Origin of the sequence: Dyadobacter sp. BHUBP1 (assembly GCF_050587785.1) — a bacterium.
Lineage (GTDB): Bacteria > Bacteroidota > Bacteroidia > Cytophagales > Spirosomataceae > Dyadobacter.
The window spans coordinates 860,365-876,199 of record NZ_JBOBIH010000003.1 but is presented as its reverse complement, the minus strand read 5'-3'; the positions used below and the strand labels follow the sequence as shown (position 1 = coordinate 876,199).

At 48.2% G+C, this 15,835-nt stretch carries 17 protein-coding genes; 11 read left to right on the top strand and 6 right to left on the bottom strand.

What is annotated here, in order from left to right; translation table 11 throughout:
• Nucleotides 1-91: 91 nt before the first annotated feature.
• Genes ACQ4MZ_RS15890 through ACQ4MZ_RS15875 form a run of 4 tightly spaced genes read left to right on the top strand, consistent with a single transcriptional unit; the run spans nucleotide 92 to nucleotide 4,235 of the window.
• The gene (locus tag ACQ4MZ_RS15890) at nucleotides 92-934 is read left to right on the top strand and encodes a type 1 glutamine amidotransferase (protein WP_430846112.1); all 843 of its coding nucleotides are present in this window, start codon (nucleotides 92-94) and stop codon (nucleotides 932-934) included.
• Entirely contained in the window at nucleotides 927-2,120 is a 1,194-nt protein-coding gene (locus ACQ4MZ_RS15885; RefSeq protein WP_430846110.1) for a hypothetical protein, read from the top strand. Before ACQ4MZ_RS15890 ends, ACQ4MZ_RS15885 begins: the two co-directional genes overlap by 8 nt.
• Before the next feature lies 1 nt (nucleotide 2,121).
• Complete coding sequence (locus ACQ4MZ_RS15880; protein ID WP_430846108.1) at nucleotides 2,122-3,351, top strand: aspartate aminotransferase family protein; 1,230 nt, start codon at nucleotides 2,122-2,124, stop codon at nucleotides 3,349-3,351.
• Between the two features lie 5 nt (nucleotides 3,352-3,356).
• Nucleotides 3,357-4,235 (top strand): aldose 1-epimerase family protein, encoded by an 879-nt coding sequence (locus ACQ4MZ_RS15875; RefSeq protein ID WP_430846106.1) that lies wholly within the window; start codon nucleotides 3,357-3,359, stop codon nucleotides 4,233-4,235.
• Nucleotides 4,236-4,350: 115 nt separating this feature from the next.
• Here the strand turns inward: ACQ4MZ_RS15875 and ACQ4MZ_RS15870 are convergent, their stop codons facing one another.
• The 5 genes from ACQ4MZ_RS15870 to ACQ4MZ_RS15850 all read right to left on the bottom strand — a co-directional run bounded on the left by ACQ4MZ_RS15870 (nucleotide 4,351) and on the right by ACQ4MZ_RS15850 (nucleotide 9,843).
• Nucleotides 4,351-4,746, bottom strand: a complete 396-nt coding sequence (locus tag ACQ4MZ_RS15870) for a type II toxin-antitoxin system HicB family antitoxin (RefSeq protein ID WP_430846104.1) — start codon at nucleotides 4,744-4,746, stop codon at nucleotides 4,351-4,353.
• A gap of 4 nt (nucleotides 4,747-4,750) precedes the next feature.
• On the bottom strand, nucleotides 4,751-4,936 hold the full coding sequence (locus ACQ4MZ_RS15865) for a type II toxin-antitoxin system HicA family toxin (protein WP_430846102.1): 186 nt from the start codon (nucleotides 4,934-4,936) through the stop codon (nucleotides 4,751-4,753).
• 109 nt (nucleotides 4,937-5,045) lie between these two features.
• Complete coding sequence (gene trxA / locus ACQ4MZ_RS15860; RefSeq protein ID WP_090157505.1) at nucleotides 5,046-5,378, bottom strand: thioredoxin; 333 nt, start codon at nucleotides 5,376-5,378, stop codon at nucleotides 5,046-5,048.
• An 85-nt stretch (nucleotides 5,379-5,463) separates the two neighbouring features.
• Nucleotides 5,464-9,114: a DNA polymerase III subunit alpha gene (gene dnaE, locus ACQ4MZ_RS15855; RefSeq protein ID WP_430846099.1), complete on the bottom strand. Its 3,651-nt coding sequence runs from the start codon at nucleotides 9,112-9,114 to the stop codon at nucleotides 5,464-5,466.
• 57 nt (nucleotides 9,115-9,171) lie between these two features.
• The gene (locus ACQ4MZ_RS15850; RefSeq protein WP_430846097.1) at nucleotides 9,172-9,843 is read right to left on the bottom strand and encodes a DUF2461 domain-containing protein; all 672 of its coding nucleotides are present in this window, start codon (nucleotides 9,841-9,843) and stop codon (nucleotides 9,172-9,174) included.
• A gap of 116 nt (nucleotides 9,844-9,959) precedes the next feature.
• Here ACQ4MZ_RS15850 and ACQ4MZ_RS15845 point away from each other — a divergent pair, with 116 nt between their 5' ends.
• Genes ACQ4MZ_RS15845 through ACQ4MZ_RS15820 form a run of 6 tightly spaced genes read left to right on the top strand, consistent with a single transcriptional unit; the run spans nucleotide 9,960 to nucleotide 13,623 of the window.
• The gene (locus ACQ4MZ_RS15845) at nucleotides 9,960-10,181 is read left to right on the top strand and encodes a hypothetical protein (protein WP_430846095.1); all 222 of its coding nucleotides are present in this window, start codon (nucleotides 9,960-9,962) and stop codon (nucleotides 10,179-10,181) included.
• Complete coding sequence (locus ACQ4MZ_RS15840; protein WP_430846093.1) at nucleotides 10,178-10,471, top strand: type II toxin-antitoxin system RelE/ParE family toxin; 294 nt, start codon at nucleotides 10,178-10,180, stop codon at nucleotides 10,469-10,471. The genes ACQ4MZ_RS15845 and ACQ4MZ_RS15840 overlap by 4 nt, the downstream gene beginning before the upstream one ends.
• A gap of 14 nt (nucleotides 10,472-10,485) precedes the next feature.
• Nucleotides 10,486-11,463 (top strand): tryptophan--tRNA ligase, encoded by a 978-nt coding sequence (gene trpS / locus ACQ4MZ_RS15835; protein ID WP_430846091.1) that lies wholly within the window; start codon nucleotides 10,486-10,488, stop codon nucleotides 11,461-11,463.
• Nucleotides 11,460-12,038 (top strand): phosphatase PAP2 family protein, encoded by a 579-nt coding sequence (locus ACQ4MZ_RS15830; RefSeq protein WP_430846089.1) that lies wholly within the window; start codon nucleotides 11,460-11,462, stop codon nucleotides 12,036-12,038. The genes trpS and ACQ4MZ_RS15830 overlap by 4 nt, the downstream gene beginning before the upstream one ends.
• Nucleotides 12,039-12,076: 38 nt before the next feature.
• Nucleotides 12,077-13,021 (top strand): ribose-phosphate pyrophosphokinase, encoded by a 945-nt coding sequence (locus ACQ4MZ_RS15825; protein WP_430846087.1) that lies wholly within the window; start codon nucleotides 12,077-12,079, stop codon nucleotides 13,019-13,021.
• A 35-nt stretch (nucleotides 13,022-13,056) separates the two neighbouring features.
• Nucleotides 13,057-13,623, top strand: a complete 567-nt coding sequence (locus ACQ4MZ_RS15820) for a 50S ribosomal protein L25/general stress protein Ctc (protein WP_430846085.1) — start codon at nucleotides 13,057-13,059, stop codon at nucleotides 13,621-13,623.
• A 60-nt stretch (nucleotides 13,624-13,683) separates the two neighbouring features.
• On the opposite strand, the gene ACQ4MZ_RS15815 is transcribed toward ACQ4MZ_RS15820, so the two are convergent.
• Nucleotides 13,684-14,697, bottom strand: coding sequence for a 2-hydroxyacid dehydrogenase (locus ACQ4MZ_RS15815; RefSeq protein ID WP_430846083.1), 1,014 nt, complete (start codon nucleotides 14,695-14,697; stop codon nucleotides 13,684-13,686).
• Nucleotides 14,698-14,705: 8 nt separating this feature from the next.
• Between ACQ4MZ_RS15815 and pdxA the strand changes: the two genes are divergently transcribed.
• Entirely contained in the window at nucleotides 14,706-15,812 is a 1,107-nt protein-coding gene (pdxA, locus tag ACQ4MZ_RS15810) for a 4-hydroxythreonine-4-phosphate dehydrogenase PdxA (protein WP_430846081.1), read from the top strand.
• Nucleotides 15,813-15,835: the final 23 nt, after the last annotated feature.

The window sequence follows — 15,835 nt, the reverse complement described above, 5'->3', positions numbered from 1 at the left end:
AACTAATCAGGAACACATTTGTTAAAAATAGGTTACCCGATTCTATCACTTAAAGGCAGGTTTCACTGACACGAACCGGCCACCTACTAAAATGACCACTCATGAAAAGCATTTCCGGATCGCGATCCTGGACATGTACGACGGCCACCCCAATGAGGGAATGCGATGCATCAAAAAAATCATTGCCGCATTCGGAGAGCTGGAAAGCGTGCCCGTTGAATTCACCATTTTCGATGTAAGACAAAAGCTCGAAGTGCCGGGAATGGACTTCGACGCATACATTTCTACGGGCGGCCCAGGCAACCCGGCACCTGCGGGCGAGGCCTGGGAAAAGAGATTCTTTGGTTTTTTGGATAAAATACTGGCTTACAATGCGAAACGCCAAAACCGCATCAAAAAGCATTTGTTCCTGATCTGCCATTCTTTTCAGATGGCCTGCATTCACTGGGAACTGGCGGCGGTGAGCAAGCGGCGTAAGACTTCGTTCGGTACATTTCCGGTGCATAAAACGTCGGCTGGTCGCAAAGACCCGCTGCTGAATGCATTGACCGACCCGTTCTGGATCGTCGATTCGCGTGATTTCCAGGTTACCCAGCCTAACCAGTTTGCCTTCGATGCATTGGGGGCCAAACTACTTTGTCTCGAAAAAATCCGCCCACATGTGCCGCTTGAACGCGCGGTAATGGCTATCCGGTTCTCCAACGAGATCGTGGGGACGCAGTTTCACCCGGAAGCCGACGCGGAAGGAATGCTGCGGTATTTTTTGAAAGAAGAGAAAAAAGAAGCCATTATCAAAGCGCACGGCGAGCAGAAATACAATGATATGATCGGGCATTTGAACGATCCGGACAAGATTTCTATGACAGAGGCCGTCATTATCCCCACATTTTTGAAAAACGCATTTAACAAAACTTTCCAGCCAGCCTATGCATAAGCAAGCCCGGGAAGCGTTCAACAATTCCTTCACGGAGAAAGGATACGAGGAATTCGTCGAATCACTCAGTTCGGCGTTTCCCGGCCAACTGGATTTCAGAGTTGCCGAAACACCTGTTTTTGTTCCCAGGGAACTGACGGAAAAAATCCTGCGGGCGTCGGATGAAATCATCGGCACATTATTATCGCCCGATTTTCGTACAAAAACCGACCGCGCCGTGCCATCGAACCAACATGTGCCCGGCGAGAATGCACATACTTCCTTTCTCGCTATCGATTACGCAATTTGCCGGAATGCAGCCGGTGAGCTCGTTCCGCAGCTAATTGAATTACAGGGTTTCCCGTCGATATTTGGTTATCAGGCGTTTTTATCCGAGACGTTCAGAAAGTTTTTTAATGTTCAGTCAAACTTTGGATACCTGTTTGGCACGAACTCGTTGGATGAATATGTATCAAAACTAAAATCACTGATCCTCGGCGACGAGCAGCCGGAGAATGTGGTTTTACTTGAAATCTTCCCTGAAAAGCAGAAAACGCGGATCGATTTTGCAGTAACGGAGCAAATGCTGGGCGTCCAGGCCATTTGCTACACCAAACTGATCCGCGAAGGCAGACAGTTATACTACGAAAAAGAAGGCCGGAAAATCCGGGTCAAGCGCATTTACAACCGCCTGATTTTCGACGACCTGCTCAACTACCCCGACTTACAGACCAGCTACCATTTCACCGACGACGTCGATGTGCAATGGGTGGGACATCCTAACTGGTTTTTCAGGATCAGCAAATTCGCCATGCCCTTTCTAAACGGGGAATTTGTACCCGAAACACGTTTTCTGAGCGACTACCAGGGTAATTTCCCGTCGGATCTTCAAAATTATGTATTGAAACCGCTATTCTCGTTCGCGGGCTCTGGTGTGCAGCTGCACCTCACAAATGCGGACCTGGAAGCCATTACCGACCCGGAAAATTATATATTGCAGCGAAAAGTCGCCTATGAACCGGTGATCCAGGCACCCGACGGCCTCGTGAAATGCGAAATCCGCATGATGTACGGCTGGCCCGACCATGCCGAAAAGCCGGAACTGCTGATCAGTCTCAGCCGGTTAAGTCGCGGCGAAATGATCGGGGTCCGGTACAACAAGGATTTTACCTGGGTAGGCGGCAGTGCCAGTTTTTTTGAAAAATAGAATGCATATTTCACACCGCCAGCACTTTTTCGACCATCTGGCGCAAACTTCCGATTTCCCGCTTGCCCTTGAAATTGAAAAGGCAGAGGGCGTTTACATGTTCGGTCCGGACGGGAAGTCGTACATGGACCTGATTTCCGGCATCGGTGTGAGCAGCGTCGGCCACCGGCATCCAAAAGTCCTCGAAGCCATTCACGCACAGCTCGGCAAGCACATGCACCTGCTCGTGTACGGCGAATACGTGCAAAGCGCACAGGTGCAACTCGCGAAAGCGCTTGCGGATACGCTACGCCTCGATGCCCCCTACCCCTCTCCTTTCGGGCTGATCGATAACATCTATTTCACGAACTCTGGTACCGAAGCTGTGGAGGGGGCCATGAAACTGGCGAAGCGATTTACCAAACGCCGTGAATTCATTTCCTGCTATAACGCTTATCATGGTGCTACTCAGGGCGCATTAAGTCTGGCCGGTGCGGAGTTTTTCAAACGAAATTTCCGTCCGCTGCTGCCTGGTGTAAAGCATATCCGGCATGGACATTTGCCTGATTTGGATAAAATTACATACCAAACTGCCGCTGTGATCATTGAAGTAATCGGCGGAGAGTCGGGCGTACGCGTGCCTGCGGCAGATTACCTGGTTGCGTTGCGCCGTAAATGCACCGAAACCGGCACTTTGCTCATTTTGGATGAAATTCAAACAGGCTTCGGGCGTACCGGGAGTTTCTGGGCATTTGAGCAGTATGGCATTTACCCGGATATTTTGTTGAGTGCCAAAGGAATGGGTGGCGGCATGCCGATCGGGGCTTTTATGGCATCGCAAAAAATCATGAAAGTACTGAAAACCAACCCGATACTGGGGCATATTACTACTTTTGGTGGCCATCCGGTAAGCTGTGCAGCCTCCTTGGCAGCATTACGTGTAACGATTGACGAGCGCCTCTCCGAAGCCGCCATCGCGAAAGGTGAGCTGTTTAAGACACTGTTAATTCACCCTGAAATCAAGGAAATCCGCGGAAAAGGCCTTATGCTTGCAGCGGAAATGGAATCGTTCGATAAACTGAAGGCGACCATCGATCAATGCATCGAGCTGGGCGTAGTAACCGACTGGTTCCTGTTTTGCGATAATTCCATGCGCATTGCGCCTCCGCTTACCATTACTGATGATCAAATTCGCGAAGCCTGCTCCATCATCCTTAAAGTGTTGAATTCCCGAACGATATTGAATTCTTGAACGATATGAACTACTCCATTCAAAACGACCATTTGAAAATCGCCGTGCAGGAAACCGGCGCCGAACTCTGCCAGATCCAGTCGACGATAACCGGCAAGGATTTCCTTTGGAACGCCGATCCGGCCGTTTGGGGTAGTTATGCACCGGTGCTTTTCCCAGTGATCGGGGCGGTTAAAAACGGGTTTGTAAAATATAATGGCAATGAATATGCGGTGCCACGCCACGGCATGGTCCGTAACAATGCCAATGTAAAACTGACAAGTCAGACGACTGATAGTCTTACATTTACATTGAAATATAGCGGAGAAACGCTGGTCATTTACCCTTTTGAGTTTGAATTTCAGGTTACCTACCGGCTGAATGGCAAGAAGGTGATGATCGATCATAAAATCATCAACCACGGAGGTTCCGAAATGCTTTTTTCCCTCGGCGGCCACCCCGCATTCAAATGTCCTCTACATGAGGACGAAGTTTACGAGGATTACTATCTTGAATTCGAGGCCATTGAAAACGATTCAACCTGGCTGCTCGAAAAGAACGGGCTCGTGAGTAACACCACCAAACCGGTGCTCGAACATACCAATGTGCTGCACCTGAACAGCCACTTGTTTGATAACGACGCGCTGATATTCAAGCATTTGATTTCGAAACAGGTAAGCCTGAGAAGTACCAAATCCGGGCAGGTAGTCACGGTTTACTACAAAGATTTTCCCTACTTAGGCATCTGGGCCAAGCCGGGCGGCCATTTCGTTTGCATTGAACCTTGGCTAGGTATAGCCGACGCCGCCGATTCGGACCAGAACTTCGAAACGAAAGAAGGAATTTTGAAACTGGAAGCGGGCGGGACTTTCGATGCGGGTTTTGCGATTGAAATCAATGAATAGCCTGTCGCAGGGGTTTGCTACCAATGTTACATCGCTACGCGACTTGGCCTGGCAACATCGAATTCCTCAATTTGCGTTTTAAAACAAAAGAACTCAAATGCCGCCAGGCATTGCGCTACAACTCGATAGCCAGCAATTCCCCACCGAGCTTGTGCAAAGCATTCTCAATTTTTTTTGCCTGCGCGGGGCGCGGCTTTTTAAGCCCGGACGCGTAGTGATTCAATTGCTTTTCATTGATACCAGTCAGCCGGGCAATGCCGGTTTGGCTGAAAATGCCTTTATAATACTCCAAAAGACTTTCAACATCGAATTTCCAGACGATCTCATACTCGCCTTTCAACGCCGCCGGGATATTTTTGTCGTCAAATGATTTGACGATTTCGATACATTCGAGCACGTTCTTCTTTACGTCTTGCACTGTATCGCCAATCCCATAAATTTTCCTGGCATTCTCCGCGTAAGCACTATACCCGTCTTTCCCTCTTTCAATCAATACCCTGATTCGTTTCATTTCTCTACCGATTAGTCAACTTCATTTCTTTAATAATTGTCCTTCTCAAACCCTCATTCATTTCCTTGGAAGAATGGTACGGCACACAATAGGTTACGCCGTTTTTACTGTACATATAGTGGCTACCTCGTGTACGAGCCAGAATCCACCCGTTACGCCGGATGACACGATGAAATTCCGAATATTTCATAGCGTGAATATAGTGATAAATAGTATATAATTATATACCCTAACAGAGGGCATATAAATAAAAAAGCCCCGTCACCGGGGCTTTTAACTCTTTTACAAATCAGCGATTATCAAACGGTCGCTTCGATCTGCGCATTCAATTTATCTTCAAGGGTTGTTTTGGGAACAACGCCTACTACTTTATCTACCAGTTGGCCGCCTTTGAAAATCATCAGCGTAGGGATACTGCGGATACCGAATTTTGCAGGTACCGAAGAGTTCATATCCACATCCATTTTACCGATAACTGCTTTGCCATCGTATTCACCGGCGAGTTGTTCAACAACCGGACCGATCATTTTACAAGGCCCACACCACTCAGCCCAGAAGTCAACCAGTACTGGCTTATCGCCCTGGATCAGTTCGTCGAAGGTGCTATCGGTAATTTCAAGTGCTTTTCCCATGTTTTAAGTGTCTAAATGTTATTTATCAATCTGGGTTAATAAGGAATATTACTATCTAAAAGTTCCTTGTTTAATTTAATACAAATCAGTTTAGGGAGAATTTAACGCCCAGAGAGCCCCTCAGCACCTTAAATAGCTCATTACTAGGCGCTACGCGGTAACCGCGCGACAGCATTTCTACTTCCAGATGGGTCTCCGGATCCTTCACCGTCATGCTTACCTGGCATCCGCCGGGATAGCTTCCGAAGGTATCATTAAGCACATGGATGAATTGTGCGTCGATCTGATCGAGCGTAAGGTTAATTTTAATTTTCTTACACATTTTCTCCATGATCTCCGGCAGCAGTTGTATTTGCGAGATTTTGAATTCGAATTGATCTTCCTGCTTCCAGCGGTTCTGCACTTTGCCTTTAATGTACAGGAACTGCCCCACTTGCAGGTAATTTTTAAAGCGGATGTAATCCTCTCCGCCGATCAGCATTTCCATGGCACCCTGGTAGTCTTCAATTTTAAAGATCATAAACAAGCTGCCATTTTTCGACATCCGTTCCTGTGCGCTGGTGACTATACCTGCGACGTTGATTTCCTTCCCGTAATACTTCGGTGCGCGCTCCCCTTCCTGTATTTCCATCACCTTATCGAGGGTACAGTTGCAGAAGTTGTCCAATTCCGCACGGAAGGTATCGAGCGGGTGGCCTGAGATATAAAAACCTACCACTTCCTGCTCATACCGTAGCTTTGCGAGATCATCCCACGGTGCTATGTCGGCAGCTTTCGGCTTCGCCAACGTGGAACCGGCGTCGCCTAACATGCCGAAAAGCGAAGCTTGTGCAGATGATTTCTCCGCGTGGTAATTGTTGGCGTAACGGATCAACTTTTCAATAAATGTCCCGGTTTCTCCGGCCTCGGCGGTAAAATACTGTGCGCGATGGTAATCGGTGAAACAATCGAAGGCCCCGGCGTAAGCAAGGCTCTCCAATGTCTTTTTATTCACGGTACGGAGGTTCACCCGCGTCATAAAGTCGAACACGTCCTGGAACGGGCCGCCTTTTGCACGTTCTTCTATAATTGATTCGACCGCCGCATCACCGCTACCTTTAACACCCGCAAGCCCGAAACGGATTTCACCTTTCTTATTTACACTAAATTGGCGCTCCGATTCATTGATATCCGGGCCAAGAACCGGCAGACCGAGGTTTTTACATTCCTCCATGAAGAAAGTAATCTTATCGATACTGCCCAGCGAGCTTGTCAAAACCGCCGCCATGTATTCGGCGGGATAATGTGCTTTGAGATAGGCAGTCTGATAGGCCACGAAAGCATAGCAGGTCGAATGGGACTTGTTAAATGCATAAGATGCAAATGCCTCCCAGTCGGTCCATATTTTTTCCAGCTTTTTCGCGTCGAGGCCCTTTTCTGTACCGCCTTTCATGAAGTCGCCTTTCAGCTTGTTCAGCGTTTCGATCTGCTTCTTACCCATCGCTTTCCGCAGTGTATCCGCCTGACCTTTCGTAAAGCCGGCCAGCTTCTGCGACAAAAGCATTACCTGCTCCTGATACACCGTAATACCATAAGTATCAGCCAGGTATTCTTCTAATTCAGGTAAATCGTACGTCACTTCCTCCTGCCCGTTCTTCCTGCGGATGAAGTTGGGGATGTACGCGATCGGCCCGGGGCGGTACAAGGCGTTCATCGCGATCAAGTGCTCGAAACGGTCAGGGATGAGGTCGCGCATATACTTCTTCATCCCGTCGGATTCGAACTGGAATATTGCGTTGGTTTCACCGCGCTGGAACAGCTCAAACACTTTCGGATCATCCAGCGGCACATCGTCGATCACAATATCAACCCCGTAGTTATTCTTGATCATCCTGAGGGCTTCCTTAATAATCGAAAGGTTTCGAAGCCCTAAAAAGTCCATTTTGATAACACCCGCGTCTTCGATGATCTTTCCCTGGTATTGGGTAATCAAAAAGTCGGAGTCTTTGGAGGTACTGACCGGAATGATTTCCGTCAGGTCGCTCGGAGCGATGATGATACCGGCCGCGTGAATACCGGTGTTCCTTACGGTACCTTCCAATCTTCGCGCCTCCTGCAACACACTGGCTTGCAAATCATTACCCATTGCAATGGCGCGCATCCGCTTCACATTTTCCAATTCATCCGGCGAGATACCCTCCTTTTTCATGAGGCTCCCCTCTCCTTCCAATGGCGCCGTGAAAATGCGGTTCAGCGTCATATTATAAGTAGGCTTGTCCGGAACGAGCTTTGCCAATGCATTCGCCTCGGGTAATGGCAGGTCCATTACCCTCGCCACGTCTTTAATCGCCGATTTGGCAGCCATCGTACCATAGGTTACGATCTGCGCAACCTGGTTGTAGCCATATTTTTTTACCACATAATCGATCACCTTCTGACGGCCGTCGTCGTCGAAGTCGGTATCGATATCGGGCATGGAAATACGGTCGGGGTTTAGGAAACGCTCAAAAAGGAGGTCATATTTGACCGGGTCGATGTTGGTGATCCCTATCGCGTATGCCACCGCGGAACCCGCGGCCGAGCCACGTCCCGGACCAATGAAAACGCCCATTTTACGTCCTGCGTCAATAAAATCTGCCACAATAAGGAAGTAGCCCGGAAAACCCATATTCCGGATCGTTTGCAGCTCGAAATTAAGCCGCTCCTCGATTTCCGGCGTTACCACTTCATATTTCTTCCGCGCGCCCTCGAATGTAAGGTGCCGCAAGTATTCCCATTGGTTCAGAACATCGGCGGTAAGCTCCTTTTTACCTACCATCTCCGACAAGGTATGCGTCTTAAACTCGTCGGGGATCGGGAAGTTGGGGAGTAGAATGTCCTTCCGGAGATCAAGGGTTTTGATTTTGTCTACGATCTCATTGGTATTGTCCAACGACTCAGGCAGGTCGTTGAACAGTTGCAGCATTTCGCTGGTGTTTTTGAAATAGAACTGATCATTATAGAATGCGAAACGAGAGCCCTTCGGGATACCTTTTTCGTCGTCGAAATCTTTGGCAGAAGGCGTGCTCTGCTTATCTCCGGTATTGATACACAGCAAGATATCGTGCGCATTCCAGTCCTCGCGATCCACATAATGGGAGTCGTTTGAGCAAATGATCTTTACATTATATTTGCGTGCGAACTTTACAAGCACCTCATTCACAATGTACTGATCGCGAATGTCGTGGCGCTGCAATTCCACATAAAAGTCGTCGCCGAACAAATCCAGCCACCAACGGAATTCCTTTTCCGCCGCCTCTTCGCCCTGGCGCAGGATCGTTTTCGGGATCATCGCACCGATGCAACAGGTGGTTGCGATCAGGCCCTGGTGATATTGAACGATAAGCTCCTTATCGATCCGCGGATATTTACCATACATCCCCTCAATAAAGCCCAGTGAACACATTTTCACCAGATTCTTATAGCCAATTTCGTCTTTGGCTAGCAGCAACTGGTGAAAACGGACGTCCTTTTTGTCTTTGGTAAACTGCCGCACATGCCGATCTTCCACGACATAAAACTCGCAGCCGACGATCGGCTTGATACCTTGCTTGTTCCCCTCGGCCACAAACTCAAACACCCCGAACATATTACCGTGGTCGGTAATGGCGACGGCAGGCATATTGTCTTCCTTAGCCTTTTTGAACAGTTTTTTAATATCGGCAGCACCATCCAGCAGCGAAAACTGGGTGTGACAGTGCAAATGTGAAAATTGCATATTTAATGGGTTGTAATGGCTATTACAGTCTCGCCAAGCGGTACGCAGCGTATCAGATCAATGCTCCTCCGCTTCTTCGTATAATACATAATTCATATAATCGGTAAAGGGTTTCAGCAATTGAATGCCTTTCAGAACCCGGTCTCCAAAGTCTTTGGAAGCCACCTCCTTATCGGTGTAGCGGTGCATGAAAAAAAGTTGCTTACGTTTCAAAAGCTCGATTTCCGGATGGTCTTTGGAATAACCCTTAGGAACGGTTTTCAGGCTTTCCCCATGAATTTCAGGGAAATAGCTGCGAAATTCCTTTTCTTCAATGATCGATTTCAGCTCATGCGCATTGTAATCGATTTCCTGCCGGAAGCGGGCCAACTGCTCGGCGGTCACCTCCCACATCCCACCGCCAAGGAAGGTCTGGTCGCCTGGCTGTACTTGCAGGTAATAGTCGATTTTCCCCGAGCTCTTCCCGCCCGGGCCAATACCCGCCGCCAGATTTTTTTTGTAGGGATCCTTGTTTTTTGAAAATCGGACGTCCCGGTAAATTCGCAGCATACAATCCTTCACTTGCACATTTCCCAGGTCTTCAAACTTCCCGACCTCGGTGATCAGGTAACCGACCAGCTTTTCCATATCCGCTTTCGCGGCTTCATAAAGTTTCTTATTTTCCTGAAACCACTCCCTGTTATTGTTTTCGGCTAATTGACTGAGAAAGTGCAGCGTTTTAGAATCCATGTCGTGTTGGTGAAGGTATAAAATTCAAATTTACTACGTTTTCTGGTTCAATTTAACGAATTTTGGGATTAAGAAAAGGCTAATGCCCACCGGAAAACGCTAACCTGTTGATAGCTATGAATGTGCAGTATTTGTCGAATGAAAACGGAGAGAGAACTGGTGTTTACATCTCCATGAAGGACTGGGAAGAAATACAGAAGAAGCTGGAATACACCGATTTTTGGGATGACCTCCCTGATCATGTGAAAGATAGCATCGACGAAGGTTTGAAGCAATCTGAGGCAGGTCAGACCAAATCTCACGAAGAGGTAATGCAAAAATTCAGCAGGTATCTATGAACATGCCTATTCGCTGGACGGCGAAGGCAGAAAAAAGCTTTACCGACATTATCGCACACTTGGAAACCGATTGGTCCGAAAAAGAAGTCAGAAAGTTTATCAGGAAAACCAGAGATGTCCTGAAACAGATAGCGGTATTTCCGCTTATGTACGAGGCCTCTCGATCGAAGCCCGGCTTGCGGAAAGGTTTTGTTACCAAGCAATGTTCATTGTTTTACAAAGTGAAGAAAGATCATATTGTTTTGCTTTCATTTTGGGACAATCGCCGTAAACCAACATCACGTAACTAAGTATCAACTAATAAATGGCCAGAATCCTAACAGGCATTCAAAGCAGCGGGCGACCTCACCTGGGTAACATCCTGGGAGCCATCAAACCTGCGATCGAACTCTCTAAAAATCCCCAGAACGAATCTTTCTTCTTCATTGCCGACCTCCATTCGCTGACGACGCTGAAAAACGGTATCGAACGCGGCGAATATGTCCGCGCCATTGCAGCTACCTGGCTCGCATTCGGATTCGATTACAAAAAAAATGTTTTCTGGCGCCAGTCGCGGGTGCAGGAGCATGCTGAGCTTAACTGGTACCTGAACTGCTTCACGCCGTTCCCGATGCTGGCCAATGCGACTTCTTTTAAAGATAAGTCGGAGAAACTGGCGGATGTGAATGCAGGGCTTTTTACCTACCCTGTGTTGCAAGCAGCTGATATTCTGCTGTATAATGCCAATATCATCCCGGTGGGCAAAGATCAGAAACAGCATCTTGAAATGACCAAGGACATTGCTAACCGGTTCAATATACTGGCCGGTGAAGATATCCTGGTACTCCCTGAGCCTAAGATCGACGAACGCATCATGACGATTCCCGGGCTCGACGGGCAGAAAATGAGCAAGTCCTACCACAATTATATCGACATTTTCCTACCGGAGAATGAGCTGAAAAAGGTCACAAAAAAGATCCTTTCCGACTCCAAGCAGCTTGAAGAACCCAAAGATCCGGATAACGACATTACCTTCCAGCTTTACAGCCTGGTCGCAAAAGAATCGGATGTAGAAACCATGCGCCAGAACTACCTGAACGGCGGCTACGGTTATGGACACGCCAAGCAGGCACTTTTTGAATGCTTTATGGAAGTATTCGCTGAGCCGCGCCGCATTTTCAATTATTATATGGAAAATACGGAGGAGCTGGAAGGGATTCTCGTGGAAGGTGAAGCCAAAGCGCGCGAAATAGCCCAGGATACAATCGGCAAGGTAAGAAAAGTGCTCGGTTTCAGTTCATGACGGATGCGGTACATAGCATAGTGCGCGCCGACCAGGAGCTGTTTTTATGGCTCAACGGCTTTCACACGCCCTGGCTCGACACGGTGATGTACTGGGTTACCTACAAATTCACCTGGGTTCCGCTGTACATTCTGCTGATCGCACTAACTATCCGCGCCGAAGGTTGGAAAAAAGGTGGTTTCATCGTGATTGCCGTGGTGCTGGCGGTCGCCTTGGCCGACAAGGTTACTTCCGGATTTATGAAGCCCTACTTTTTGAGATTAAGGCCCTGTCACGATCCTACAATCACCACGGTAATGCACCATGTGACCGACTGCGGCGGCTTGTACGGCTTTGCATCATCACATGCATCCACCAGTTTCGCATTAGCGATCGCCTGGTTTAGTCTGTTAAAAAATCAGGTGCCGCAAATGGCTTTTTTGTTCCTCTGGGCGGTCGTTTATGCGTATAGTCGCGTATATGTAGGCGTACATTACCCGCTCGACATCCTCGTCGGAGCATTGGTCGGGCTGCTGGTCGGATACTGCGTCGTACAGCTTTATTATATTTTTTTAAAAAGATACTATCTTAATTAACTGGTTTTATTTAATTTTGCGCAAATTTTAGTTTGGCCATGGGTTCATTCAATACAGTAAAAATATTTTCGGGGAGTCAGTCCGAATATTTGGCCAAAGACATTGCCAGGTATTATGGTAAGGAACTGGGAGGCTACACGTTGCGGAAATTCAGCGATGGTGAGTTGTCACCAAGTTTCGAGGAGTCGATCAGAGGTTGCGATGTTTTTTTGATCCAATCTACATTCCCTCCTGCCGATAACCTGATGGAGTTGCTGCTGATGGTGGATGCGGCCCGTCGTGCTTCGGCGCATTATGTGACGGTGGTGATCCCCTATTTCGGCTATGCACGCCAGGACAGAAAAGACAAGCCACGCGTGGCGATTGCAGCGAAAGTCGTTGCGAACCTCCTTACGGCAGTGGGAGTTGACCGCGTGATGACCATAGACTTACACGCCGGACAGATCCAGGGCTTTTTAGACCTGCCTGTCGACCACCTCGAAGGAACCTCGATTTTTGTTCCTTATATCAAATCCCTGAACCTTAAAAATCTGCTGATCGCATCGCCTGACGTAGGCGGCGCCGCACGCGCACGGAATTTCGCCAAATTCCTGAACGCGGACATGATCCTGTGCGACAAGCACCGAAAACGCGCCAACGAAATCGCGAGCATGCAGGTGATCGGAGATGTGGAAGGGATGGACGTAGTGCTGGTAGACGACCTGATCGACACGGGTGGTACGCTTTGTAAGGCAGCCGAGATTATCATGGAAAAAGGTGCGACATCCGTCCGAGCGATCAGCACACACGCGATCATGTCGGGCAAGGCGCATGAAAATATTGCCAATTCGGTGCTGGAAGAGCTGATAGTAACAGATACTATCCCTCTAAAGCAACAGAATGATAAAATCCGCGTACTGTCTGTTGCAGAAATTTTTGCAAAGGCAATAGGGCGGATCCGCGATCACGAATCTATTAGTTCATTGTTTATAAATTCTCAGTAAATTTTCTTTTTATTTAACTTTCTTATAAAAATCTTATGAAAAGTCTTGAGATTGTAGGGTTTAAAAGAGCGAATCTCGGCAAGGTGGAATCACAGAACTTGCGCGCTCAAGGATATGTTCCATCTGTGTTGTACGGAGGAGCCGAACAAGTGCATTTCTATGCTCCGGCTATGTTGTTCCGTGAATTGCTTTTCACACCAGATATTTTTAACGTTACCCTGAACATCGAAGGTACCCTGTACAATGCGATTCTTCAGGAAAAACAATTCCACCCTGTGAATGACTCGTTGATCCACGCGGATTTTCTTGAAATCATTCCTGGCAAGGAAATAAAAGTTGAAGTTCCTGTTAAATTGACAGGTACATCCGCCGGCGTTATGAAAGGTGGTAAAATGAACCAAAAATTGCGTAAATTGCGCGTACAGGGTCTTGCGGAGAACATCCCTGACTATGTAAATGTTGATGTAACTGAACTGGATTTAGGAAAATCTGTGAAGGTTGGTGCACTCAAAGCTGAAAATTTTGTTATATTGACAGCGGCAAGCAACCCGATCGCATCAGTTGAAATCCCACGTGCGCTTCGCGGTACACTTGGCAAGTAAGTATTTTATTTTTCATGGCTAATAGATGCAAACGTGCCGACCATTGGTCGGCATATTTGTTTATAGCCAGTTCCGGATTTGCTCAACCAGTACTTTATTGATCCGGACATAACTCTCATGTGTCCAGCCTCCGATGTGCGGTGTAAGCACCACGCGATCCGACGCACATAAATAATCAAAAACGTTCTGTTGCTCCGCCGTCAGCTTCCCGATCTTCTCATTTTCAAGCACATCCAGGCAAGCACCTCTGATTTTACCACTCTCTAGTGCCTCGGTTACCGCCTTTAATTTCACCACTTCACCTCTGGATAAGTTCAATAAATAAAATGGCCTGGCGAAGCTGCGAATAAACTCGTCATTAACCAGGTAGCGGGTAATGTCCGTCAATGGAATATGCAGGCTGAGAATGTCGGCTTCGCGCTGGATTTCCTCTATTGACGATTCGGTCGCGAATGCGTCGCCGTAATTGTCACGGTATTTATCATACGCAAGTACTTTGCAGCCAAAACCGCTGAGCCTCTTCGCAGTAGCAGAGCCATTATTTCCGTAACCGATCAACCCGACAGTTTTGCCCATCAACTCCACTCCCCTGTTGCCTTCACGGTCCCAGATTCCGTTCCGTACCTGCCGGTCGGCGCGCAGAATGTTGTTAAAAAGCGCCAGCAGCATACCAACTGCCTGTTCTGCAACGGCGTCACGGTTGCCTGTACCCGCATGAAATACCTCGATATGCAGCGCTTTGGCCACATCCAGGTCGATCAGATCGAGCCCCGCGCCCGCCCGTGCGATGAAGCGCAGGCTTTTCGCATTTTCGAGCATTTCACGATCCAGGAAGGTCTTACTGCGGATCATAAGCCCGTCGTATCCGGGCAGTGCGTTCTTTATGTCTTCTCTTTTGTATTCTGGATGGTAATCGTATTCCCACTTTTGCTCGGCCAGCATCTCGAATAATGACGGATGCATGGAGTCTGCGATCAGGATTTTCATAGTAGCACAGGATTTTTTGTAACTTGCCGGTTGAACCGTCCGGCAAAAGTAATACAGAATTACGCAGGAGAACACATAGAACAGCATTTACCTACATGAGCGAACAACACAGTGATAAACCGGTTATCGGGATCACAATCGGCGATTATAACGGCATTGGCCCGGAAGTAATCCTTAAAGCATTAGAGGGGAACCAGTTATCAAAATTGTGCACACCAATCATTTACGGCTCCCTGAGAGTATTGAACCAGTACCGCAACCTGCTTGAAATGAAAGACTGGAATCTGCACGGTATCCAGAAACCCGAGCAGGCCAACCATAAACTCACGAACGTCATCACTTGCTGGCACGACCACCAGACAGAAATACAGCCCGGCAAAATTACCGCAGAAGCCGGCCAGGGTTCTTTTGCCTCATTAAAACGCGCCGTAGAAGACCTGAAAGAAGGGAAAATACAAGCCCTCGTTACCGGCCCTATCAATAAGGACAACATTCAGAACGAAGATTTTAAATTCCCCGGCCACACCGAATTCCTCGCGCAGGCATTCGGCAAGGATGATGCGCTGATGTTCATGGTGGCAGGCGACCTGCGCGTAGGCGTTCTCACCGGCCATATCCCCTTGCAAAACGTTCGCGAACACATCACGGCGGAAAAACTCACCGCCAAGATCGAGCAGATTTTACAGTCGCTGAAAGGGGATTTTGGTATTAAAAAACCTAAACTGGCAGTGCTCGGCCTTAATCCGCATGCCGGCGAGAATGGCTTGCTGGGCTCGGAGGAAATCGAAATCATCCAGCCGGTGATCAAGCAGTTTAAAGAAAAAGGCCATTTGGTAGTAGGGCCCTTCCCCGCTGACGGCTTCTTCGCTGCCGGTACTTACCGCCAGTACGACGCCGTGCTCGCGATGTATCACGACCAGGGCCTGATCCCATTTAAAACACTGGCATTCAACGAAGGTGTGAATTTCACCGCCGGACTTTCGGCCGTGCGCACCTCGCCCGACCACGGCACAGCTTACAATATTGCAGGCAAAAATATCGCAGAACCCGGCTCGTTACTCCAAGCGCTGTACCTGGCCTGCGACGTATCCAGGTTCCGTATTTTCAATGCCGATATGGAAAAGAATGCACTGATCTCGAAGCCGCAACCATCTGAAAGTCAACATCCGGCGAAATCGGGTGGCAAGCAGCGATTTAATTAACCCGTTCCTTAACCGGAACCAAC